This window comes from Kribbella qitaiheensis, assembly GCF_014217565.1.
Taxonomy (GTDB): Bacteria; Actinomycetota; Actinomycetes; order Propionibacteriales; family Kribbellaceae; genus Kribbella; species Kribbella qitaiheensis_A.
In genome coordinates, this window is sequence record NZ_CP043661.1 from 710,978 (window position 1) to 734,694 (window position 23,717).

At 67.9% G+C, this 23,717-nt stretch carries 20 protein-coding genes, 1 pseudogene and 1 riboswitch; of the genes and pseudogenes, 13 read left to right on the top strand and 8 right to left on the bottom strand.

Annotation, left to right across the window (positions count from 1 at the left end):
* Positions 1-14: 14 nt before the first annotated feature.
* Together F1D05_RS03040 and F1D05_RS03045 are read right to left on the bottom strand one after the other, a co-directional pair.
* Positions 15-2,546, bottom strand: coding sequence for an ABC transporter permease (locus F1D05_RS03040; protein ID WP_185445902.1), 2,532 nt, complete (start codon positions 2,544-2,546; stop codon positions 15-17).
* Positions 2,546-3,322, bottom strand: coding sequence for an ABC transporter ATP-binding protein (locus tag F1D05_RS03045; protein ID WP_185448965.1), 777 nt, complete (start codon positions 3,320-3,322; stop codon positions 2,546-2,548). The genes F1D05_RS03040 and F1D05_RS03045 overlap by 1 nt, the downstream gene beginning before the upstream one ends.
* Before the next feature lie 280 nt (positions 3,323-3,602).
* On the opposite strand from F1D05_RS03045, the gene F1D05_RS39645 reads away from it, so the two are divergent.
* Positions 3,603-6,215 (top strand): PKD domain-containing protein, encoded by a 2,613-nt coding sequence (locus F1D05_RS39645; protein ID WP_281388900.1) that lies wholly within the window; start codon positions 3,603-3,605, stop codon positions 6,213-6,215.
* A gap of 111 nt (positions 6,216-6,326) precedes the next feature.
* Here F1D05_RS39645 and F1D05_RS03055 read toward each other — a convergent pair whose 3' ends face one another.
* Together F1D05_RS03055 and F1D05_RS03060 are read right to left on the bottom strand one after the other, a co-directional pair.
* A complete protein-coding gene (locus F1D05_RS03055) occupies positions 6,327-8,012 on the bottom strand; it encodes a ribonuclease J (protein WP_185445904.1) in 1,686 nt (561 codons plus the stop codon).
* 139 nt (positions 8,013-8,151) lie between these two features.
* Positions 8,152-9,039 carry a RecB family exonuclease gene (locus F1D05_RS03060; protein WP_185445905.1) on the bottom strand — a complete coding sequence of 296 codons (888 nt, stop codon included), beginning with the start codon at positions 9,037-9,039 and terminating at the stop codon, positions 8,152-8,154.
* 160 nt (positions 9,040-9,199) lie between these two features.
* Here F1D05_RS03060 and F1D05_RS03065 point away from each other — a divergent pair, with 160 nt between their 5' ends.
* From F1D05_RS03065 to F1D05_RS03085, 5 genes are all read left to right on the top strand, one after another.
* Complete coding sequence (locus F1D05_RS03065) at positions 9,200-10,069, top strand: intradiol ring-cleavage dioxygenase (protein WP_185445906.1); 870 nt, start codon at positions 9,200-9,202, stop codon at positions 10,067-10,069.
* Between the two features lie 35 nt (positions 10,070-10,104).
* Entirely contained in the window at positions 10,105-11,256 is a 1,152-nt protein-coding gene (locus F1D05_RS03070; RefSeq protein ID WP_246486384.1) for a site-2 protease family protein, read from the top strand.
* A 480-nt stretch (positions 11,257-11,736) separates the two neighbouring features.
* Entirely contained in the window at positions 11,737-12,693 is a 957-nt protein-coding gene (locus F1D05_RS03075; protein WP_246486385.1) for a tRNA (adenine-N1)-methyltransferase, read from the top strand.
* Between the two features lie 69 nt (positions 12,694-12,762).
* On the top strand, positions 12,763-14,505 hold the full coding sequence (arc, locus tag F1D05_RS03080) for a proteasome ATPase (protein WP_185445907.1): 1,743 nt from the start codon (positions 12,763-12,765) through the stop codon (positions 14,503-14,505).
* 201 nt (positions 14,506-14,706) lie between these two features.
* The gene (locus F1D05_RS03085) at positions 14,707-15,048 is read left to right on the top strand and encodes a hypothetical protein (RefSeq protein ID WP_185445908.1); all 342 of its coding nucleotides are present in this window, start codon (positions 14,707-14,709) and stop codon (positions 15,046-15,048) included.
* On the opposite strand, the gene F1D05_RS03090 is transcribed toward F1D05_RS03085, so the two are convergent.
* From F1D05_RS03090 to F1D05_RS03105, 4 genes are read right to left on the bottom strand one after another with little or no spacing between them, the layout of a single operon-like run.
* The gene (locus F1D05_RS03090) at positions 15,045-15,854 is read right to left on the bottom strand and encodes a hypothetical protein (protein WP_185445909.1); all 810 of its coding nucleotides are present in this window, start codon (positions 15,852-15,854) and stop codon (positions 15,045-15,047) included. The genes F1D05_RS03085 and F1D05_RS03090 overlap by 4 nt on opposite strands.
* Positions 15,851-16,468, bottom strand: coding sequence for an RNA polymerase sigma factor (locus F1D05_RS03095; protein WP_246486386.1), 618 nt, complete (start codon positions 16,466-16,468; stop codon positions 15,851-15,853). Before F1D05_RS03095 ends, F1D05_RS03090 begins: the two co-directional genes overlap by 4 nt.
* A 36-nt stretch (positions 16,469-16,504) precedes the next feature.
* On the bottom strand, positions 16,505-17,245 hold the full coding sequence (locus tag F1D05_RS03100; RefSeq protein ID WP_185445910.1) for a phosphotransferase: 741 nt from the start codon (positions 17,243-17,245) through the stop codon (positions 16,505-16,507).
* Positions 17,242-17,742 carry an NUDIX hydrolase gene (locus F1D05_RS03105; RefSeq protein ID WP_185445911.1) on the bottom strand — a complete coding sequence of 167 codons (501 nt, stop codon included), beginning with the start codon at positions 17,740-17,742 and terminating at the stop codon, positions 17,242-17,244. The genes F1D05_RS03100 and F1D05_RS03105 overlap by 4 nt, the downstream gene beginning before the upstream one ends.
* 72 nt (positions 17,743-17,814) lie before the next feature.
* On the opposite strand from F1D05_RS03105, the pseudogene dop reads away from it, so the two are divergent.
* The 7 genes and pseudogenes from dop to F1D05_RS03140 all read left to right on the top strand — a co-directional run bounded on the left by dop (position 17,815) and on the right by F1D05_RS03140 (position 23,610).
* Positions 17,815-19,336 (top strand): annotated as a pseudogene (dop, locus tag F1D05_RS03110) (depupylase/deamidase Dop).
* A gap of 79 nt (positions 19,337-19,415) precedes the next feature.
* Positions 19,416-19,625: a ubiquitin-like protein Pup gene (locus F1D05_RS03115; protein WP_112238945.1), complete on the top strand. Its 210-nt coding sequence runs from the start codon at positions 19,416-19,418 to the stop codon at positions 19,623-19,625.
* A gap of 8 nt (positions 19,626-19,633) precedes the next feature.
* Positions 19,634-20,473, top strand: a complete 840-nt coding sequence (prcB, locus tag F1D05_RS03120; RefSeq protein ID WP_185445912.1) for a proteasome subunit beta — start codon at positions 19,634-19,636, stop codon at positions 20,471-20,473.
* 48 nt (positions 20,474-20,521) lie between these two features.
* Positions 20,522-21,376: a proteasome subunit alpha gene (prcA, locus tag F1D05_RS03125; RefSeq protein WP_185445913.1), complete on the top strand. Its 855-nt coding sequence runs from the start codon at positions 20,522-20,524 to the stop codon at positions 21,374-21,376.
* A gap of 107 nt (positions 21,377-21,483) precedes the next feature.
* On the top strand, positions 21,484-22,017 hold the full coding sequence (locus tag F1D05_RS03130; RefSeq protein ID WP_185445914.1) for an NUDIX hydrolase: 534 nt from the start codon (positions 21,484-21,486) through the stop codon (positions 22,015-22,017).
* A 66-nt stretch (positions 22,018-22,083) separates the two neighbouring features.
* Positions 22,084-22,818, top strand: a complete 735-nt coding sequence (locus F1D05_RS03135) for a class I SAM-dependent methyltransferase (RefSeq protein WP_185445915.1) — start codon at positions 22,084-22,086, stop codon at positions 22,816-22,818.
* A 366-nt stretch (positions 22,819-23,184) separates the two neighbouring features.
* On the top strand, positions 23,185-23,610 hold the full coding sequence (locus tag F1D05_RS03140; RefSeq protein WP_185445916.1) for a hypothetical protein: 426 nt from the start codon (positions 23,185-23,187) through the stop codon (positions 23,608-23,610).
* A gap of 5 nt (positions 23,611-23,615) precedes the next feature.
* Positions 23,616-23,706, top strand: a riboswitch (ZMP/ZTP riboswitch).
* Positions 23,707-23,717: the final 11 nt, after the last annotated feature.

The window sequence follows — 23,717 nt, forward strand, 5'->3', positions numbered from 1 at the left end:
CCGGAGCGGCCAGGTCATTCGGTGGCGATCGCCCGCAGTACGTCCAGGCGCGCTGCGCGGCGTGACGGCCAGACTGCAGCGAGTACTCCGACGGCTGCCGCGACCACCACCGCGATGACGAGTTGGAGCACCGGGATGTCGAGCACGCCGAGTCCGTCGTCGACCATCACCGCCTGGATCGCGGCCCCGAACAGGACGCCGATCAGGACTCCGAGCAGAGCGCCGAGCAGGCTGATCGCGATCGATTCCACCTGCAGCATCCGGCGCAGTTGCGGCCGGTCCATCCCGATCGCGCGGAGCAGGCCGATCTCCCGGGTGCGTTCGACCACCGAGAGCGCCAGCGTGTTCACGATGCCGAGAATGGCGATCAGTACGGCGAGTGCCAGCAGCATCCCGACGACGGCAAGGGCGGCGTTGATCGGTCCGCGCTCGCCTTGTGCGTACGCCTGCTGATCCCGGACCAGCAAGGTCGGGTAGTCGTGCAACTGACCGATCACCGCGATCCGGACCGGCGCGAGGTCGGTGCCTTGGGCAACCTCGACGTACAGGGTGAGATCGGTCGAGGCGCCGCCGAGCTCGGTGAACTTCGGCAGCGAGACCACGATGCCGTTGAGCTGCCGGTTCGGTTCGATCACGGCGCCGACCGTGACCTGGTGCTTGCCGCTGGGGGTGATGACCTGGACGGTCTTGCCGACGGTCAGGTCGAGAGTCCGGGCGACGTTGCGCGGGAGGACCGCCTGGCCTGCCTTGAGCGCGTCGAGCGAACCGGACTCGACCTTCGTGGTGATCGAGCCGCTCAGCGTGCCGTCGTCGACACCGCGGAGCTGGAACGGCCTGGCGCCGACCTTGGCGGGCATCTGCCGGACCCGATGCACGGCGGAAACGCCCGGTACCGCGCTGATCCGGTCGCCGATCCGGCCGCTGAAGCCGTCGCCGCCGTCGTTGGTGACGACCAGCTCGGAGGTCCCGATCGCGTCCGTGATGCTGCGGTCGACGGACGCCTTGGCCGAGGAGGCGATCACGACGAGACCGCTGATCAGGGCGAGCGAGATCATCAGGGCGGACGCCGTCGCGGAGGTCCGGCGGGGATTCCGCTCGGCATTGCGCCGGCCGAGCGTGACCGGCGCCTTGCGCCCGAACGGCGACATCAGCCCGCGTACGGCGTACCGGCTGATCAGTGGGCTGGTCAGCACCACGCCCAGCAGCGCGAGGGCGGCGCCGAGGCTCAGCAGGATGGCGCCGGCGAGGCCGCGGACGGACTGGGCGATGGCGTAGAGGGTGGCCGCCATCAGGAACATGAATCCGCCGACGAGGAGCCGGGCGAGCAGCGAGCGTTCGGGGATGGTGACGTCGTCGCGCATGGCTGCGACCGGGGGAAGCTTGCCCGCGCGGCGGGCTGCTGGGTACGCCGCGGCGAGGGTGACGCCGATGCCGACGATGTAGGCGGCGATGACCGTGGCCGCGCTGATCTTGAGGGCGGCGCTGGGGATCGCGAGGTCGAGATGCTGGTACGAGAACTGCAGCCCGGCGGCGACTCCGGCGCCGAGGAGCAGTCCGAGGGTCGAGCCGATCGCGCCGATCACGAGCGCCTCGGCGAGGACGGTGCCGGTGACCTGGCCGCGGGAGGCGCCGATCGCGCGCAGCATCGCGAGCTCGCGGGAGCGTTGCGCGACGACCATCGCGAAGGTGTTCACGATCAGGAACGCGCCGACGAAAAGGGCGAGGGCCGCGAACAGGAGCAGTACTGCGCTGTAGCCGCCGAACGTGTCGTTGAGGGCGCTCTCGCCTTCGGTCGAGACCTGAGCGGCGGTGCGGACGCGGACCTCCGGGCCGGCCAGGGTCGCGATCGCCTTGCTGACCTCCTGCGGGTCCTGACCGGGACGGACCGCGACGCTGATCGAGGTCCAGCCGGGTTGGCCGAGGAGGAAGAGCTGAGCGGTCGCGGGGTCGAACGTGACGAGTGGCGTGCCTGCCGACGAGCCGGAGAGGGTCGGGGTGGTGATCGCGGTGAGAGTGGCCGTCACGGCTCGGGCGGGGGTGATGACCTTGACCTTGTCGCCGAGCTGGAAGCCCTCGCGGTTGACGGTCGACTGGTCGAGGCCGAGCTGGGTCTGGCCCCAGGGCTGGTTGCCGTCGAGCAGCTTGAAGGGGGCGGTCAACGGGTTGTGCGGCCAGCCGGCGGCATAGATCGGTACGCCGTACGTGGCGGTTGGTTTGCCGTCCGAGCCGATGATCTGGACGCCGCCGACGAGGAGCTGCGGGTCGATGCCGGCCACGCCCTGGATCGCGGCGATGCGGTCGGCGAGGCCGGAACTGAGGGTCGGCGGCTTGGCGTTCGCCGTACCGGGTGTCGTGTCGAGTGCGGTGACCGGTGTGACAGTGATGTCCGCCGAGCTGCCGGCGAAGTTCTTCTTCAGGGCGGCCGAGAGGGTGTCGGTGAAGATGAGGGCGCCGGCGACGAACGCGACGCCGAGCAGAACGGCGACCGTGCACAGGACGAAGCGGAGGCGGTGGGCGAGCACCGACCGCAGGCCGAGCTTGAGCATCAGCCGACCTCGAGTTGCTTCATCGCATCCAGGACCGACTCGGCGGTCGGGTCCAGCAGTTCCGAACGCAACCGGCCGTCCGCGAGGAACAGCACCCGATCGGCGTACGCCGCGGCGCTGGGGTCGTGGGTCACCATCACCACCGTCTGGCCGAAATCGCGGACCGAGCGGTGCAGGAATCCGAGCACGTCGGCGGACGAACTGGAATCGAGGTTGCCGGTCGGCTCGTCGGCGAAGACCACATCGGGCCGGGAGACGAGGGCCCGGGCGCAGGCGACCCGCTGCTGCTGACCGCCGGACAGCTCGGACGGCTTGTGGGTCAGCCGGTCGCCGAGGCCGATGGTCGCGATCACGGTGTCGAGCCAGGCCTGGTCGGGTTTGCGGTTGGCCAGGTCGAGCGGGAGCGTGATGTTCTCCAGCGCGGTCAGCGTCGGGATCAGGTTGAACGCCTGGAACACGAATCCGACCCGGTCCCTGCGCAGGTGGGTGAGCGCCTTCTCGGGCAATCGGGTCAGATCGAGATCGCCGAACAGCACCTGACCACTGGTCGGCCGGTCCAGTCCTGCCAGGCAGTGCAGCAAGGTCGACTTACCGGACCCGGACGGGCCCATGATCGCCGTGAACCGGCCCTTGCCGAAGTCGACGCCGACGTCGGCCAGCGCGTCGATCCGGGTCTCCCCGGTGCCGTAACTCTTGCCGACCGCCACGGTCCTGATCGCCACGTCCGGGCCGGCCTCGGCGCGCGCGGGCTGGTTCGAACCGGCGACATCATCCACAGTCACGCCCCGAACGCTATCGGTCCGCCGGTCCGCTCCCGGCCACCGCACCCGATCAGCCGATCAGCCGATCAGCCGATCAGCCGAAGGCAACGAGGCGTTGACACTGCGACCACCGTGGAGCACCTTCTGGGGTAACAGGCCACCGAGGGGAACAGGCGAGGGGTCGCCAGGGTGGCCTTGGGGGGCTGCTATGACCATGTCCGAATTTCCACGGATCAACGTTCATCACGGCAGGGGGAGACAGTTACAGCGGGAGAAGCGGCGCCCGGGTCGAGGGGTGCTTGCCGGCACCGTTGCCGCGCTCCTGATAGCGCCGATGGCGCTCGTCTGGTCGACGCTGCCGGCCGCGGCGGCGAATCTGACCGCCACCTTGGTCAGGACGGTGTCGACCGCGAACTACAACCCACCGTCACCAGACCCGTCGGGTATCACCTACAACAGTGACCGCAACACTTTGCTGATCTCGGACGCCGAGGTGGACGAGGTCAGCATCTTCCGCGGGGTCAATCTGTACGAGACCAGCCTGTCCGGCGTCCTACAGGACACCGGCGTCACGACTTCCTACACGCACGAGCCGGCCGGCATCGGCTACAACCCCGCCAACAAGCACGTCTTCCTGTCGGATGACGACCAGGCGCGGGTGTACGAGCTGGCAGGGGGTCCGGACGGGCGCTACGGGACGAGCGACGACGTCCGTACGACGTTCAGCACCGCTGCGTTCGGAGGTGGGGACTCCGAGGACGTGGAGTTCTTCCCACCGACCGGTGAGGTGTTCGTGCTGGAAGGCGCGGACACCGACATCCATCGGGTGTCACCCGGTCCCGATGGGCTCTTCAACGGCGTGGCGCCGACCGGCGACGACATCGACACCGAGTTCGACATCGGCCGCTACGGGGTGGACGACCCGGAAGGGATCGGCTTCTACCCCGGGCGCAACACCGTGCTGGTCGTCGACAGCGCTACGGAGACGGCGTACGAGTTCAACCGCAACATGCAGCTGGTGAACAAGATCAACATCGCGGCCTCGAACCAGGTCTTCGCGGCCGGCATCACCGTCGCACCCGCGAGCAACGACCCGTCGCGCTGGGATCTGTACATCGTCGACCGCGGCGTGGACAACGACACGAACCCGGCGGAGAACGACGGGAAGCTGTACGAGATGTCGGTCCAGCTGCCGCCGATACCGAATCTCGCCCCGGTCGTCTCGGTGGGCAATGATCAGCCAACGCATGTCGGCGAATCGCTTGCTCTGCAGGCCGTCGTACGAGATGACGGGCTGCCCACGTCGGCGACGACGGTCGACTGGCAGCAGGTGAGCGGCCCGGGAACAGTCACCTTCGGATCGCCGTCCTCGGCCCAAACCTCGGCGACCTTCAGTGCCGCAGGGACGTACGTCGTACGGGCTGTCGGTAGCGACTCCGCACTGTCCGGGTCCGACGATCTGCAGGTCGCTGTCGTCGCTCCGGGCGGGGCTCTTCCACTCGATACCCCGGTCCAGAGGGCGTTCGACGATGTCGAGCAGCGGCCCACGGGGTACGCGGATTGGGTCGGCACGACGCTGAACGTCCCGAATGCCGGTACGACGACGCAGACGGTGGGGCTCCGCTTCGACAACCTCGACGTGCCCCAGGGCGCAACGGTCACGGAGGCGTGGGTCCAATTCACCTCGGCAGGGGCGAACTCCGGCACGACCGCCGTACAGATCTACGGCATAGCGGAGAACGACACACCGGCCTTCACCACGTCTCCGACGGGTGTGACTTCGCGTCCACGGACGCAGGCACATGCCACCTGGAACGCGGCCGCGTGGACAGGAACAGGCCAGGCCGGTACTGCGCAGCGCACGGCCGATCTGCGCGTCGAGGCGCAGGAGGTGCTCAGCCGACCGGGTTGGCGGCGAGGGAACGCGTTGGGATTCTCCTTGAGCGGCACAGGGGAGCGCCGTGCGTCGTCGCACGACGGTCCTGCCACGCCGGTGCTGCACTTGGCGTACACGGTGCCGGGCGGCAACACCGCGCCGGTCGCCGCGTTCACGTCCAGCTGCACCGGCCTGTCGTGCACCTTCAACGGCTCGGGCTCGTCCGATGCCGAAGGCCCCATCGCCGGATATGCGTGGAACTTCGGCGACAGCACCACCGGTACAGGAGCCCAACCGGCTCATACCTACGGTGCAGCCGGCACCTACACCGTCGCGCTCACCGTGACTGACGGCGCCGGGGCGACAAACACGGTCACCCATCCGGTCACGGTGGGGGGAACGTCCACCGGGATCGCCTTCCACGGCGCAATCGGATACAACGGCAATACGACGAGCCCGGCGTTCGCAGTGCCGAGCACCGTGCAGGCGGGTGACGTGCTCGTGCTCTTCGCGACGCTGAACCTGACGACCGCGACAGTCACCGGACCGACAGGGGTGACCGGGTGGACCTCGATCGTCAACGTGGTGTCCGGCTCACAGCGGACGATGGCGTGGTCGAAGATCGCGTCGGCGAGTGATGCCGGCCAGGCAGTGCGCCTGACCTTCGACACCTACGCCAAGGTCTCCCTGCAATTGACGGGATATGGGGGTGCCTCGCTGGGCACGGTGGGCCAACGGTCCGACACCACCGCGGTGACCGCGCACGTGACGCCGACGGCGAACGTGAGTGCCGCTGGATCATGGTTGCTGTCCTACTGGGCGGACAAGTCGTCGACGACGACGAACTGGACCAGCCCGGCCGGTTCGGTGGACAGGGACGAGCGGATCGGATCCGGCAGCGGACTGATCGCATCACTCGTCGCGGACAGTGGAGCGCCGGTGCCCACCGGTAGCGCCGGCGGGCTGACAGCAACCACCAACGCGGCCAGTCGCGCGACCATGATCACCATCGTCCTCCCACCATCGGGGTGAGCGACGGGGTCTGACGGAGGCGGCCTCGGCGTCAGGGTCGGGGTCGCCTATCGCTGAGAGAGGGCGCCGGGGGAGATATCCACCCGGCGCCGGCTCCCTTGGCGGGAGGTGTCAGGCGTCGATGACGACCGGGATGATGACCGGGCGGCGGCGCCAGTGGCGGTAGGTCCAGTTGCCGACTGCGCGGCCGACCAGTTCCTCGAGTTGGTGGACCTCGCCGATGCCTTCGCTGGCTGCCTTGGCGAGGGTGTCGGCGATGATCGGCTCGACCGCCTTGAAGGTGGTGTCGTCGTGGACGAAGCCGCGGGCCAGGAAGTCCGGCGGCTCGGCGAGCTTGCCGGTGTGTGCGTCGACCAGCAGGACGACGGTGACCACGCCCTCCTCGGCCAGCGCGCGGCGGTCCTTCAGGTTCGCCTCGGTGACGCCGCCGACGGTCATCGCGTCGACGTACACGTAGCCCGCGTCGACCTTGCCGGTGATCCTGGCGCGGCCCTTGTCCAGGTCCACCACCACGCCGTCCTCGGCGATGATCACGCGATCGGCCGGTACGCCGGTGGCCACGGCGAGCGCCGCGTTCGCCTTCAGGTGCCTGTACTCACCGTGGATCGGCATCACGTTGCGCGGCTTGACCAGGTTGTAGCAGTAGACGAGCTCGCCCGCGCTGGCGTGGCCGGAGACGTGCACCTTCGCGTTGCCCTTGTGGACGACGTTCGCGCCCCAGCGGATCAGGCCGTTGATGACCGCGTAGATCGCGTTCTCGTTGCCGGGGATCAGCGAGCTGGCCATCAGCACGGTGTCGCCCTCGCCGATCCGGATCATGTGATCGCGGTTGGCCATCCGGGACAGCGCGGCCATCGGCTCGCCCTGCGAACCCGTGCAGACCAGCGTGACCTTGCGATCGGGGAGCTTCTCCAGCTCCTTCAGGTCGACGATCAGGCCCTTCGGGATCTTCAGGTAGCCCAGATCGCCGGCGATACCCATGTTGCGGACCATCGAGCGGCCGACGAAGGCGACCTTGCGGCCACCGAGCTTGGCGGCGTCGAGGACCTGCTGGATCCGGTGCACGTGGCTGGCGAAGCTGGACACGATGATGCGGCCCGGCGCGGTCCGGAAGACCGTGTCGATGGCCGGACCGAGGTCCTTCTCGGCGGTGGTGAAGCCGGGCACCTCGGCGTTGGTGGAGTCGGTCATGAACAGGTCGACGCCCTGCTCGCCGAGCTTGGCGAAACCGCGCAGGTCGGTCAGCCGGCGGTCGAGCGGGAACTGGTCCATCTTGAAGTCACCGGTGTGCAGGACGACGCCGGCCTTCGTCCGGATCGCCACCGCGAGGCCGTCCGGGATCGAGTGGTTGACGGCGAAGAAGTCGCACTCGAAGGAGCCGAGCTTGCGCCGGTCACCCTCCTTGACCTCGATCGTCTCGGGCCTGATCCGGTGTTCCTTCAGCTTGGCGGTGATGAACGCCAGCGTCAGCCTCGAACCGATCAGCGGGATGTCGCCGCGTTCCTTCAGCAGGTACGGCACGCCGCCGATGTGGTCCTCGTGGCCGTGGGTCAGCACGATGCCGTCGATCTTGTCGAGGCGGTCCCGGATCGAGCTGAAGTCCGGCAGGATCACGTCGACGCCCGGCTGGTGCTCCTCCGGGAACAACACACCGCAGTCCACCACCAGCAGCCGGCCCTTGTGCTCGAACACGGTCATGTTGCGGCCGATCTCACCGAGCCCACCCAGCGCGACGATGCGCAGGGCGTTGTCCGGCAGGCGGGGCGGTAGTCCCAGGTCGGGATGCGGGTGACTCATAACCTGGACGGTATCCGAGAGTGGTGGGGGTTCCGGGCACCGACCGGTGTGAACCGGACCTCAGCCGCACCTGCTAGCACTCCGGCGAGCCAGCTCTCCGGCCCTTCGAACGGCATCAGACCCGGTCCTTCGGCGGCCATCAGCCGTCGACTCCGACCAGGTCGACGCCGGCCGATTCCTCGGCGACTTCCTCGACCGAGCGAACCGGCAGCGGCGGGGGAGTGCCACCCCACGCCGGGCAGAGCGCCTTGTGGTCGCACCAGTCGCACAGCGGGCCCGGGCTGGGTCGCCAGTCACCCGACTCGAGCGCTCGCGTGATCGCCAGCCACAACGCGGACACCTTGCGCTCGCAGGCGCGCAGATCTGCCTCGTCCGGGACATAGCGGACGATCTCGCCATTGCCCAGGTAGACCAGCTGCAGCATCGCCGGAACGACACCGCGCAGTCGCCAGAGCACGAGCGCGTAGAACTTCATCTGGAACAGCGCCTTGGCCTCGAAGAACTCCGACGGCGACCGCCCGGTCTTGTAGTCGACCACCCTGATCTCGCCGGTCGGCGCCACATCCAGACGATCGACGTACCCCCGCAGCGTGAGGCCGGACTCCAGCTCGGTCTCGACATACAACTCTCGCTCGGCGGGCTCGAGCGCGTTCGGGTTCTCCAGCGTGAAGTACTTGCCGAGCAGTTGGTGGGCCTCGGCGAGCCACTTCGCGAGCTCCTCGCCGCCGGCATCCTCTGCGAACAGCTCAGCGACCTCGGGCTCGGCTTCGAGCACGTGCTGCCATTGCGGCTCGAGCATTTCGGCGGCACGCTCCAGCGTCCGCTGGCCGGCCGGCAGATCGAAGAGGCGCTCCAGCACGCCGTGCACGACGGTTCCTCGGACCGCTGCCGACGACGGCTTCTCCGGTAGGCGGTCGATCACGCGGAACCTGTACTTGAGTGGGCAGCTCATGAAGTCCGCCGCCCGCGACGGGGACAGTGCCCCCCGTGGGTGGCCGTGCACATCAACTGCCGCTGCAACACTCATACCGGAAGGCTAGGCGAGACCACCGACACTCTGCTCGCGCGCCGCACGTTGCCTGTGGACAACCCGCTGTACGGGCTCACAGCGAACTCCCAGCGGACTTTCGGGAAACCATCGGCCCCGGTTGTCAGTCTTGGCAGCACAGCCGACCGAGGAGACCGAAATGACCCATCCCCACGAACACGACCTGGGCCTGGTCCACGACCTCGGCATCCTCCGCCGCCGGAACGTCCTCCGCCCTTTCGCAGGCGCTGGAATTGCCGCCCTGGCGGGATGTGCCGCCGACTCGACGGACATCGCCGGTACGCCGAGCAGGGCGACCACTCCGACCGCCGGCACCAGCGCCGGTACTCCGTCCAGCAGCAGCTCGTCGACGGCTTCGACCTCGGCAGCCTGCGCCGAGGAGATCCCCGAGGAGACCGCTGGACCCTTCCCTGGCGATGGATCGAACGGCCCGAACGTGCTGACCACGTCCGGGATCGTGCGAAGGGACCTGACCAAGTCCTTCGGATCGGCCTCCGGCGTCGCGAAGGGGGTGCCGCTGACCGTGGAGCTCGTAGTACAGGAGAGTGCGAAGTGCACGGCACTAGCAGGTGCGGCCGTCTACGTGTGGCATTGCGACGCGCAGGGGCGGTACTCGATGTACGACGACGAGATCAGCGGCGAGAACTACCTCCGCGGAGTACAGGCGACCGATGCCCAGGGCAAGGTCACCTTCACCACGATCTTCCCCGCGGCGTACGACGGACGCTGGCCGCACATCCACTTCGAGGTGTACGCGTCGCTGTCCGAGGCGACCGCTGCAGGGAAGATCAGTGCGACCTCGCAGCTCGCGCTGCCGGAGGAGACCTGCAAGACCGTCTACGCGACCAGCGGGTACGACGGGAGCACACAGAACCTGGCCCGGACCTCGCTGCAGCGCGACATGGTGTTCGGTGACGGTGACGGTGACGACGGCGGCGTACGGCAGCTGGCTGCTGTCACTGGCAGCGTGCAGGAGGGTTACGTAGCTCGGCTCACCGTGGGCGTGTAGCACGGTGTTACCTGTCGACCAGTAGCGTTACCTCGATGTCGGAGCCGCGTGATCCCCAAAACCCCGTCCAGCCTGCCGGTACACCGCCCGGCACCTGGGTGCTCGGGCGTATCAAAGGGGTCCGGCTCACCATGCGGGTCACCTGGCTGCCCGTCGCCGTACTGCTCGCGCTCGGCTTCTCCACTGTCATCGGCGAGCAGTTCCCGGAACTGGGTGGCTGGAGGTACGTCGCGTCGTTCGCCTTCGTGGTCGCGTTCACCGTCTCGATCCTGATCCACGAACTGGCGCACGCGCTGGTCGCGATGCGGTACAAGATCCCGGTGACCGAGATCAACCTCGGCTTCTTCGCGGCCGGCACCCACATCGAGGGCGAACGCAAGACCCCGTTCGAGGAGTTCGCCATCTCGATCGTCGGGCCGCTCGCGTCGCTACTGGTGGGCGGCGTCGCCTATCTCGGATCGCGGGCTGTCGACGAAGGCGTGGGGTATGTCGCGCTGTTCGAGCTGGCCCTGGCGAACCTGATCGTCGGGGTCACGAACCTGCTGCCCGGGCTGCCGCTGGACGGCGGCTGGGTGTTGCGGGCGTTCGTGTGGAAGCTGACCGGCAACATGCACACCGGCACGATCGCCGCGGCCTGGGCCGGCCGGCTGATCGCGATGGCCGTACTGGCCGCGCCGGTCGTACTGCAACAGGTCTTCGACCGGCAGCCGACCATCATCGACTTCGTGATCGCCCTGCTGGTCGGCTTCTTCCTCTGGATGGGCTCGACCGCGTCGCTGATGCAGGCCCGGTTGCGGCGCAAGCTGCCCGCCTTGCAGGTACGCACGATTGCCCGCCGGGCGATCGCAGTACACGCCGGTACGCCGGTGTCGGAAGCGGTCCGACTCGCGTCGGAACAGCGCGCCGGTGCGGTCGTGGTGATGGACGGCGAAGGCAAACCGCACGCCCTGGTCTCCGAATCGGCTGTCAACGCGGTCGCCCCGAACCAGCGCCCGTGGACCACCGTCGGCGAGGTCTCCACCCGGATCGCCGCCGGCCACATCATCGGCGTCAACGACACCGGCGAAGAAATCCTCGCCACCCTGCGCGAACACCCAGCCTCGGAGTACCTGGTCCTGGACCCCGAAGGCCAGGTCTACGGCGTCCTGGCGACGGCCGACGTCGAAGCGGCCTTCCGCGGCAGGTGAAAGCTCCGCCAAGGGTCAACCCACCCCGAGTGGCGCCGACCTGCGAGCTCGGCCCCCTTCGGTGTGCTCCGCCCCTCCCATCCGCCAAGGGTCAACCCACCCCGAGTGGCGCCGACCTGCGAGCTCGGCCCCCTTCGGTGTGCTCCGCCCCTCCCATCCGCCAAGGGTCAACCCACCCCGAGTGGCGCCGACCTGCGAGCTCGGCCCCCTTCGGTGTGCTCCGCCCCTCCCATTGGGGTTCCCCCATCGCTATACCAGTGGGGGAACCCCCACCAGCCAGGGTGAACCCCCACAACGCTCTGTGAAGCCGGTGCGCGAGGTCGCGGCGTCCTGGGGCGGGTGGATCGAGCGGCTGACGCAGGAGGCGCGAAGCGGGCCTGCCTGAGCGACCCGGCAGAGGCGGGAAGCGGGTCACCACCGCGAGCTTCCCGCGCAGGTCGATCCCCTTTGGGGGTGGGTGGAAGTTAAGGTGAGCGCCTTATGTCTGATCTTCGTGATTTTCCTGATGCCTCGTTCTCCGGGGTGCACCATGGTCCGTTGCAGGCGGGCGAGTGGGTCACCTTGTCCGACTCCAAGGGCCGGCGGCACTCGGTCTTCCTGGAGCGGGGGAAGGTCTTTCACACCACCAAGGGTGGGATCGAGCACGACGAGCTGATCGACGGGCCGGACGCGGTGGTGGTCCGGTCCAAGGGCGGCGTGGAGTATCTGGCGCTCCGGCCGTTGATGGCCGACTACTCGGTCTCGATGCCGCGCGGTGCGGCCGTGATCTATCCCAAGGACACCGCGCAGATCGTCACGATGGCCGACATCTTCCCGGGCGCGAAGGTGGTCGAGGCAGGCGCCGGTTCCGGCGCGCTGACCACCGCGCTGCTGCGCGCGGTCGGGATCAACGGTCAGGTGATCTCGTTCGAACGGCGTGAGGACTTCGCCGAGGTGGCCAGGAAGAACGTCACCGGGTTCTTCGGTGCCGAGCACCCGGCCTGGCGGCTGCAGGTGGGTGACCTGGTCGAGTCGCTCGACGAGGAGGACGTCGACCGGATCGTCCTCGACATGCTCGCCCCCTGGGAGTGCGTGGACGCCGCTGCGGCTGCCCTGGTCCCGGGAGGGGTGTTCTGCGCTTACGTGGCCACCACGACCCAGCTGAGCCGGGTCGTGGAGACGCTACGGGCTCACGGCGAGTTCACCGAGCCGCGCTCGTGGGAGTCGCTCGTGCGCGACTGGCACGTCGAGGGACTGGCGGTCCGGCCGGGTCACCGGATGCAGGGTCACACCGCGTTCCTGGTCACCGCCCGGCGGATGGCGCACGGCGTGCAGGCGCCCCGGAAGAAGCGCCGGCCGGCGCCTGGCGCGTACGGCGACGACTATTCCGGGCCGCGTAAGTCCGATACGCCCGGAGACACGCCGGGAGCAACGGATTCATCCGCAACCGACACGTGATGGGATTCGGCTTGCTAGGTGAGGTTTTCTGGGTAAGGTCCATAGGGTCGAGCCCCACATGGTGAGGTGATGATCGTGGCTGGAGACGAGAGTCCTACCGCGGCAGAGCTGCGTAACCAGGTCAGGTACCTGGAGGCCGAGGTCGCAGCGTTGCGGCGGAGGTTGTTGGAGCACCCGGCGGACAGCCGGTCGCTCGAGAGCAGACTGTCCGAAACCCAGACGTCCTTGGCGAGCGTGACCGCACAGAACGAGCGGTTGGCGGAAACGCTGCGCGAGGCCCGAGAGAAGATCATCGCCCTGAAGGAGGAGGTCGACCGGCTGGCGCAACCGCCGTCCGGTTTCGGTACCTTCCTGGGTCGCAACGACGACGACACGCTGGACGTGTTCACCGGGGGACGCAAGCTCCGGGTCGCTGCGAGCCCATCAGTTGACCTGGACGCGCTCAAGCTCGGCCAGGAACTGATGCTGAACGAGGCGCTGAACGTGGTCGAGGCCTGCGACTTCGAGGTCGTCGGTGACGTGGTGATGCTGAAGGAGCTGCTGGCCGACGGCGAGCGGGCGCTGGTGATCGCGCAGGCCGACGAGGAACGGGTCGTCCGGCTCGCCTCGCCACTGCTCGACATCGCGCTGCGGGCCGGCGACTCGCTGCTGCTGGAGCCACGCTCCGGCTACGTCTACGAGAAGATCCCCAAGTCCGAGGTCGAGGAGCTGGTCCTCGAAGAGGTGCCGGACATCGACTACACCCAGATCGGTGGCCTGTCCGGCCAGATCGAGCAGATCCGGGACGCGGTCGAGATGCCGTACCTGCACAAGGACCTGTTCCTGGAGCACGAGCTCAAGCCGCCGAAGGGCGTCCTGCTGTACGGCCCGCCGGGTTGTGGCAAGACGCTGATCGCGAAGGCGGTGGCCAACTCGCTGGCCAAGAAGGTGGCCGAGAAGACCGGTGCGGAGGGAAGATCGTTCTTCCTCAACATCAAGGGTCCCGAGCTGCTGAACAAGTACGTCGGCGAGACCGAGCGGCACATCCGGCTGGTCTTCCAGCGGGCCCGTGAGAAGGCCTCCGAAGGCATGCCGGTGATCATCTTCTTCGACGAGATGGACTCGCTGTTCCGCACCCGCGGTTCCGGTGTCTCCTCCGACGTCGAGAACACGATCGTGCCGCAGCTGCTGAGCGAGATCGACGGTGTCGAGGGCCTGGAGAACGTCCTGGTCATCGGCGCCTCCAACCGCGAGGACATGATCGACCCGGCGATCCTGCGGCCGGGCCGTCTCGACGTGAAGATCAAGATCGAGCGGCCGGACGCCGAGTCCGCCCGCGACATCTTCTCGAAGTACCTGACCCCCACGCTGCCGCTGCACGCCGACGACCTCGGCGAGTTCGGTGGCGACCGGCGCGAATGTGTCAACGGGATGATCCAGCGCACGGTCGAGCGGATGTACACCGAGGCCGACGAGAACCGCTTCCTCGAGGTCACCTACGCCAACGGTGACAAGGAAGTCCTGTACTTCAAGGACTTCAACTCGGGCGCGATGATCCAGAACATCGTCGACCGGGCCAAGAAGATGGCGATCAAGGCCTTCCTGGACGACAAGCAGAAGGGTCTGCGGGTGCAGCACCTGCTGCAGGCGTGCGTCGACGAGTTCAAGGAGAACGAGGACCTGCCGAACACGACCAACCCGGACGACTGGGCCCGGATCTCCGGCAAGAAGGGCGAGCGGATCGTCTACATCCGTACGCTCATCTCCGGCAAGCAGGGCACCGAGCCGGGTCGCTCCATCGACACGGCCACCAACACCGGTCAGTACCTGTAAAACCTCACACCAGCCGCCCCGGTCCATCTCGGACCGGGGCGGCTGGTGCTTGTGGACGGCCACTGGCCCCTACCACCACGGCTGTCTGATCGCCAGGTGCCTGGGACCACCAATCCCCTTGTCGTGAGGCGGTGCTGGGAGGGGAGTTGGTCAGGGTTTCCCCTGATCCGGTGCAAGCCGGTCGCGGCGTACCGTCAGCGTATGGCGACGGAAGAGATCCGCAAGGACCTGCGCGCGGCTGTGGCTGCGCGGCAGGAGCTGGGGCCGGACTACGAGCCCGAGATCATTGACGGGTTCCTCGCGAAACTCGATGCGCACACCGCTCATCACTTCGCGATCCCACCGGTGCAGGCCCCCAAGCCGAGCCAGGAAGGCGATCCGGGCGGTCTAGCGCTGGCCATCATCTCGGTCACCGCCGGCATCCCGATCACCGCCATCGCCGCCGCCCAGGAAGGCACCATCGCGATCATCATCTGCTGGGGCGGCCTGGTCGGCATCAACCTCGCCCGCTCCGTCACCCGCTTCATCAGCCGCCAGCCCTAAGACAGCGGCACCGGGTTGCCGTTCTTGTCGAAGGCCCGGAATTCGCGCACGCTGTGTGGCTTGGGTAATTGAGTGAGGCTGTCGGTCGCGTCCGCGTAGGCGATCCCGTCCTGAACAACGCCCTCGTACCAAGGGCTCGCGCCGCCCGACCAGACCCAGCGTGCCTGGATCCGGGTAATCTCGGGACGCACCCGGTACATTCCCCAGGTCTCCTTGATCTCGATCAGTGGAGCGCCGTTCGGCGGCATGCCCCCTTGCACGTAGGTCAGCTCGTCGATCGTGAGCATGCCCTGAGCCGGAGTAGGTCCGGCAGTCCAGCGACCGTCGAGGACATCGTCACCCTGACCTGTAGCGGTACAGAAGAGGATCCCCAGGCTGTGGCCGGGCTGAGCTTTGGGCTGCGAGACCCTCATCAGGGCCACCACGCCGGTCAGGTTCTTCGCATTGTCGAGACTGGCGAACCGTTTCACCTTGCGGCTCCACAGCACCTCGTCCGCAGGCTGGTACAGGGCGGTTCGGCAACTCTGCTTCAGCTTTGCCAACTCGGCCGCGCTCGCCGGCCCCAGATCGACCGTGATCGCGTCCGGCACCGGCGAATTGATGACCGGAGGCGCGGTCTTCTCGCCCCAGTGGCCGGCGAGGGTGGCGCCGGCGATGACGGCTGCGACAGCAGCCACCGCGGCAATCGGGACGGCCCAGCGCCGCGGCGTTCGGCGTACTGCGGGGTGCATCACCTGGTTGCGGAGGCGGGCACGCTGAGACTCGGAAAGCGGAGGTACCCGCGGCGGAGCCAGCTTCGTGGTCATGAGAGCTCCTCGGAGAGCGCGATCCGGGACAGCAGGTCGGGGAAGCGGCGGCGGGTGCGGTGCAGGCGGGCCTTGACGGTGCCGATCGGTACGCCGAGGGCGTCGGCGGTCTCAGCCGTCGTCAGGCCGGACCAGACGACCAGTTCGAGCGTCTCCCGTTCGTGCCGGGGGAGCTTCGCCAACGCGCGGCGGATGGCGGACATCCGCTGTTCGTCATCGAGTTTGCGGGCCACTTCGGCGGCATGGTCGGGACCGGGCGAGGGATCCGGCAATCGCTCCAGCATGGTCCGGAACCGCCTTGTGGTCCGGAACAGGACGCGGCATTCGTTGCCGGCGACGACCAACAGCCAGCCGCGGGCACTAGGTCCAGTCATGGGTCCTGGTGGGTTCCGCTGAAACCGTCGCCAGGTGCTCAGAAACGTCGCCTGGACGACATCCTCGGCGGTGGTCCAAGAGGCGGTACGGCGGAAAGCGAAGGCATACACGTCGTCCGCGTACCGGTCGAACAGCTCACCCAACGCGTCCTGGTCCCCAGCTCGAAGCCGGTCCCACAACTCCGCATCGGATCCGGCGGCCATCGCGGGCTCCGTCTCTTCGGTCTGGATGATCTTCACATCGGTGAGTGGCCGCTCACCTACCCGATGGTTGCGTCAGAGCCGGGCCAGCACTCCCGAGAGACCGCTCTCCACGAATTCCGGCTGCTCCGTGCCGAGACCGTGGACGACCTCGTACCAAGGGCCCAGTCGATACCAGTCGTAGGCCCGCCGGACCAGCTCTGGCTCCGGTTGGTAGGTCTCGGCAGCTGCCTCGGAGAGCGCCGGCGGAGTGGCGTGCAGGAGCCAGCACAGGTCCAGACCAGGGTCGCCGATATGCGCGTCGGTCCAGTCGATGATGCCGGTGATCCGACCATCGTGGACCCGGACGTGGTCGGGCCCGAAATCCCCGTGCACCAGCGTGGTGTGGCCGCCGATGTTGTCCAGCAGTTCCGCGCCACGGACCCGGTCGGCACCAGACAGCAATGGCAGCACCTGCGCACGCATCTCAGCGAGGATCTCGACGCGCTCGGCCGCTGCCGTCACCGGATCCAGTGCTCCGTGCGCAACAGCTTCGAGCGGATCCACAGCGTGGAGCGCTCGCAGAAATGATCCGAGCTCGCGGCCCAGCGCGGTACTGGCCTCTTCGATCGGCTCACCGACCAGCAGACGATGGCGTACGCCGTCCTCGGTCGGCTCGGGGATGGGGATAGGCAGCGGGAGTTGCGGAGCGAGCCAGGGGAGGAGGCGGGTCTCGGCGAGCAGTCGTGGGCCGACCTCCGGGCGCCGGGGAGCCCTATGCAGCCAGTCGCCCTCCAGCCAGGCGCGACTGTCCCAGCCGTTGTCGGTGATCGTCATCCGAACGACCTCACCAGCGGGCCGAGCATGGCGGCGGTGTCCGGCATCACCGGCCAGTCGGGGTCGTCGAGCCTCGCGATCAGCTCGGCGGGGGACATCCACGCACCCCAGGCAACCTCTTCCGGCTGATGATGGACCGGACCGTCCCAGACGCACATGTAGAGATAGGCGTGGTACGACGTGGCGTCATCCGCATAGTCGCCTTCGGGCAGCTTCACCAGGTCGACGTCGGTGATCCCGAGCTCCTCGGCGAGCTCGCGCACAACCGCGTCGTACGGGTCCTCACCCGCCGCCACGACGCCGCCGGCCGCGAAGTCGTAGTACGAGGGGTAGACGTCCTTGGTCGGGGTCCGGCGATGGACGTAGATGTCGCCGGCGCTGTTGCGGACCAGTACTCCGGTGGCGCCGTGGCGCAGGTTGTCCCGCCGCATCACCGATCTCGGCGCGCTACCACACACCCGGCCGTCGGAGTCCAGCAACGCCACGAGTTCGTCCATTTGGGCAGTCTCACATGTAACCCTGTGGACACGTCCACACCTTTAGTCGGCCTTACCGCGTAGGCTCGAAGCATGAGTGTTCGGCGGATCATGGGCACCGAGACCGAGTTCGGGATCTCGGTGCCGGGCCAGCCAGGGGCGAACCCGATGCTGACCTCCAGCCAGGTGGTCAACGGCTATGCCCAGACGCAGCCACTGGCGCGCAAGACGAGGTGGGACTTCGACGAGGAGCACCCACTGCGGGACGCGCGGGGCTTCGACCTGAGCCGGGAGGTGGCCGACTCCAGCCAGCTCACCGACGAGGAGACCGGGCTGGCCAACGTCATCCTGACCAACGGAGCGAGGTTGTACGTCGACCACGCCCACCCGGAGTACTCGGCGCCCGAGTGCACCAACCCACGCGACGTGGTGGTCTGGGACAAGGCCGGCGAGCTGGTGATCATGGAGGGCGCGCGGCAGGCCCGGCAGATCCCCGGCGCGCCACCGCTGAACCTGTACAAGAACAACACCGACAACAAGGGCGCGTCGTACGGGTCGCACGAGAACTACCTGATGCGCCGGTCCACGCCGTTCGCGTCGATCGTGCGGCACCTGACGCCGTTCTTCGTCAGCCGCCAGGTGGTCACCGGCGCCGGGCCGGGTCGGGATCGGCCAGGACGGCAACGCGCACGGGTTCCAGATCAGCCAGCGGGCGGACTACTTCGAGGTCGAGGTCGGCCTGGAGACGACGCTGAAGCGGCCGATCATCAACACCCGCGACGAGCCGCACGCGAATCCGGACCGGTACCGGCGGCTGCACGTGATCATCGGCGACGCGAACCTGTCCGAGATCTCGACGTACCTGAAGGTCGGTACGACGTCGCTGGTGCTCGCGATGATCGAGGACGGCTGGCTGACGGACGACCTGAGCGTCGACCGGCCGGTCTTCGCGCTGCACGAGATCAGCCACGACCCGAGCTGTACGCACCAGATGACGTTGAAGGACGGCCGCAAGATCAACGCCGTCCAGCTCCAGGTGGAGTATCTGGAGCAGGCCCGCAAGTACGTCGAGGACAAGTACGGCGACGACGCGGACCGGCAGACCAAGGACGTCCTGCAGCGCTGGGAGAACGTGCTCGACCAGCTGGCCACCGACCCGATGAAGCTGAGCGACCAGCTCGACTGGGTCGCCAAGCTGAAGCTGCTGCAGTCCTACCGCGACCGTGACGGCCTCGACTGGGACGACTCCAAGCTGCACCTGGTCGACCTGCAGTACGCCGATCTGCGGCCGGACAAGGGCCTGTACTACAAGCTCGTCAAGTCCGGCCGGATGCAGCGACTGGTCAGCGACGAGGAGATCCGGATGGCCGTCTCGCACCCGCCGACGGACACCCGCGCCTACTTCCGCGGCCGTTGCATGCAGCAGTACGCCGGTCAGGTGGCGGCCGCGTCCTGGGACTCGGTCATCTTCGATCTGCCCGGTAAGGAGTCATTGCAACGAATCCCGACCTTGGACCCGTTGCGCGGGACAAAAGCTCATGTCGGGGCCCTTCTTGACCAGTGCGACACCGCGAGTGACCTGGTTCGCACCATTACTGGGGGCGCTGCCGGGTAGGGTCTGCCGTAGAAAGAAAAACCACTGCGAGGGTCGGTTGGGCGGCCATCGCGGGCGGCGGTTCTAGGAGGTGTGTGCGATGGCGAAGGACGGCGGGCAGCAGCACAAGCAGCCGAAGCGTTCGACGACCGAGGAAGAGGTCACCGAGGTCAAGTCGACCGAGGACGCCGCCGAGCGCAAGGAACGGCTCGACGACGACGTGGACTCGATCCTCGACGAGATCGACGAGGTGCTGGAGGAGAACGCGGAAGAGTTCGTCCGCGGCTTCGTGCAAAAGGGTGGGGAGTGAACCGCTAGATGACATTCGATGCCTCCGGCAGGTTGCCGGAAGCCTTCCTGGTCCCAGGTGGCTCGTCCTTCATGGACTTCCTGGCCGGGCACGCGCCCGACCTGTTGCCCGGACGACGCTCCCTGGGATCGGCTGACTTTTCCGCCGACGTTCCGCACGGTACGACCATCGTCTCGGCCACCTTCCCCGGTGGCGTGCTGATGGCCGGCGACCGGCGGGCCACGATGGGCAACATCATCGCCCAGCGTGACATCGAGAAGGTCTTCCCCGCCGACGAGTACTCCGCGGTCGCGTTCGCGGGCTCGGCCGGCTTCGGAATAGAGATGGTCAGACTCTTCCAGGTCGAGCTGGAGCACTACGAGAAGCTCGAGGGCACGACGCTCAGCCTGGACGGCAAGGCGAACAGGCTGAGCGCGCTGATCCGGGGCAACCTGGCGATGGCGATGCAGGGCCTGGCCGTGGTGCCGCTGTTCGCGGGCTACGACGAGGAGATCAAGGGCGGCCGGATCTTCTCGTACGACGCCACTGGCGGGCGTTACGAGGAGCAGGCCTTCCACAGCGTCGGCTCGGGTTCGCTGTTCGCCCGGGGCGCGCTGAAGAAGCTCTACCGGCCGGACCTGACCGCGACGGAGTGTGCCACGGTCGCGGTCCAGTCCCTGATCGACGCGGCGGACGACGACTCGGCGACCGGTGGACCGGACATGCTGAGGCGGATCTTCCCGGTGATCGGCGTGGTCACGGCCGACGGCTACAAGCGACTGCCCGAGGACGAGGTGGCCTCGATCGTCGACAGCGTGTGGGCGGCCCGGCACGAGCGTCCCGACGGCCCGGCCTCCTCGCTGATCTGAGCAGCTCGCCGACCTGAGTCTGCCCGCGCTTCGAAGACAAGGATTTCCATGAGCGTTCCGTTCTACGTCTCTCCCGAACAGCTGATGCGGGACCGGGCGGACTTCGCCCGGAAGGGCATCGCCAAGGGCCGCAGCGCGATCGCACTGCAGTACGCCGACGGCATCCTGTTCGTCGCGGAGAACAGGTCACCCGCCCTGCACAAGGTGGCCGAGATCTACGACCGGATGGCGTTTGCCGCGGTCGGGCGGTACAACGAGTTCGAGAACCTGCGGATCGCCGGCGTCCGACTCGCCGACATGCGTGGGTACTCCTACGACCGGCGCGACGTGACGGGCCGGGCGCTGGCGAACGCGTACGCGCAGACGCTCGGTGCGATCTTCTCCTCCGGTGGCGAGAAGCCGCTCGAGGTGGAGATCCTGGTCGCCGAGATCGGCAACACGCCGGCTGCCGACCAGATCTACCGGCTCACCTACGACGGCTCGATCGCCGACGTGCGTGGGTACGCCGTGATGGGTGGGCCGGCCGAGCAGGTCGCCGACTACATCGGCGAGCACTATGCCGAGGGGATCTCGCTCGCGGGCGCCCTCCGGCTGGCGGTGGACGCACTCGGCCACGACGGCACCGACACCCGGCAGCTCGAGCCGGACCAGCTCGAGGTCGCCGTACTGGACCGGACCAGGTCCCAGGTGCGCAAGTTCAAGCGGATCTCCGAGGAGACGCTGGCCCGGATCCTGTCCGAGTCCAGGCCCGACACCTCGCCGTCCGAGCCGGCCGCGCACTCCGAGGCCGCCGAGTCGGTCAACGGCGGCAACTACGAGAGCGCGAGCACGGACGGTGCTTCGGCCGACGACGACGCACCGGTCGCGCCCCCGGAAGACCCGGACACCAGCAACCCGCTGTGACAGCCGAATCGACGCCCGCCGGAGAATCCCTTTCCCCGGCGGGCGACTCGGGTGGTGTGGGCTCCGGACCCAATGGGTCCCCTCGGCCTGCCGATCCGGAGCCGTGGGTGTTGCTCGAAGAGAAGCCGGGCTTCGACGGGTTCCTGACCGTGAAGTTGCGGCGGTACCGGTTGCCCGACGGGCGTGAGGTCGACTGGGACGTCTTCGGTCCGGAGCTGGACTCCGGGTTCAGCTCGGGTGTCACCGTGCTGCCGCTGACGCCGGAGGGCCGAATCGTCACGATCCGGATGTTCCGCGCCGGCCCGGACCAGGTGGTTACCAACCTGCCCGGCGGTCTCGTCGATCCGGGGGAGGACCCCGAGGCCGGTGGTCGTCGTGAGCTGGAAGAGGAGACCGGCTACACCTGCGAATCGATCGAGGTGGTGGGCTGGCTGTGGGCGAGTTCGTCGTCGGTCTTCCGTAAGTACGTAGCGATCGCTCGCGGCTGCCGTCCGGACGGGCAGCAACACCTGGACGAAACCGAGGACTGCGTCCCGGTGGAGCTCACAGTCGACGAATTCCGCACCGAACTCCGTAAGCCCGGCCAGATGACCGGCACCGACGCGGCCTACGTGGCCCTCGACCACGCCGGCCTCCTCTGACCAAGCGCCGTTCTGGCCGGGGTATTTGCGTTGCGTGACCGTTTGGGTGCGCTCTAGCGTGCGCGCATGACTGGCGACCCGTTCGGCGACGAGCGACTGGTGGAGCTGTACGACCTCGACAACCCGGACGGTGTCGATCACGCCTACTACCGTGCCCTGGCCGACGAGCTCAAGGCAACGAAGATCCTCGACTTCGGTTGCGGCACGGGCCTGCTGACCCGGTCTCTTGCAACGCCCGGTCGCGAGGTCATCGGCGTCGACCCGAGCAAGACGATGCTGGACTACGCGCGGAAACAACCCGGTGCCGAGAGCGTCACCTGGATCGACGGTGGTTCGACCGCGGTCGACCAGACCGGCGACGCCGATCTCGTGCTGAGCAGCGGCAACACGATGATGTACGTCAGCACCGAAGAGTTCCCGGCCGTCCTGGCGACCCTCGCAGAAGCTCTGAGGCCTGGCGGAGTGATCAGCTTCGAGAGCCGCAACCCGGCTGCGCGTGCGTGGGAGCAGTGGGGCCGCGACGCGACGTACGGCGAACGCGACACCTCGGTCGGCCACCTGATCGAATGGATGGAGGTCACCGAGGTCGACAACGGCCGCGTGGTCTTCGACGCCCACAACGTGTTCGAGGACGGCCGCGACACGGTCTCGACCAACGTCCTCTACTTCCGTACTGCGGAGGAGATCACCGCGGGCCTCGAAGCAGCCGGCTTCGGCTCGATCGACGCCCGGGCCGGCTGGAACGGCGAGGAACTCACCGACGCCTCCCGTCTCTTCGTCGTCAAGGCAATCAAGAAGTGACGTCACGGCAGGCACTTGAAGAGCACCTACGCGCAGTGAATGAATAGACGACGCGGATCCTTCCGCCCCGAGGAGTCGCCATGCCACGCCGCCGTCTGACGCTGCTCACGGTGCTCGCCATCGCCGTCCACTCCCTCGCCCTCATCCCCGCCGCCGAGGCCGCCGTGCCGAAGGTCAACCTGACACCCGAACCGCAGCAGCCCAACCGGCTTCCTCCACTCCGGCGCCCTCGCGTGGTCGGCCGATGGCGAGAGCTGGACCGAGCTGACCCGCGGCACGACGGCCGAAGTACGAGTCACCGCAGCGGCAGGCACCCAGGCCCGGTACGTCCGGTATCGCGCGCTGGCGCCCAACCCGTCGTACTGGATGGTGGTTCGCGAGTTCGCAGTACAGGTGACTGACGGCTCGGAACTGGTGCTGACGGCAAGCGGCACTCCGGCCGGCTCGGCACTGCCGGCTGCGGTCGATGGAGACACCAGTACTGCGTACGCGGCCGCCGGCGGGCCGGTTGCCGGTGACGCGCTGACGGTGACTGCGTCGGTCCCGACGAAGGTAGACCGAGTCACGGTGTTGCAGCGGACCGACGCGGCAGCTAAGTGTCGGCTGGAGATCAGGACGCCTGCAGGCTGGGAGTCGCTCGGTGCTCTTCGGGGTGCCTATACCGCAGTACAGGTTGATGGCCGGGAGATCGAGGCGGTCCGGGTGGTGTGGTCGGCCGGAACCGGCGCACCGCAGGTGGCCGAAGTGATCCTGCGCAAAGCCGAGGTGAATCCCACCCGATCCGGCGGGTAAACTCCGAGGCGGACCGCGACTGGCGTTCGGGTGGATCACCACCGGGGAGCGGTTCGCCGGAGTTTCCGGCCGAAGCCGCGCGCCTGGGTGACCGACCTGTTCGTCGA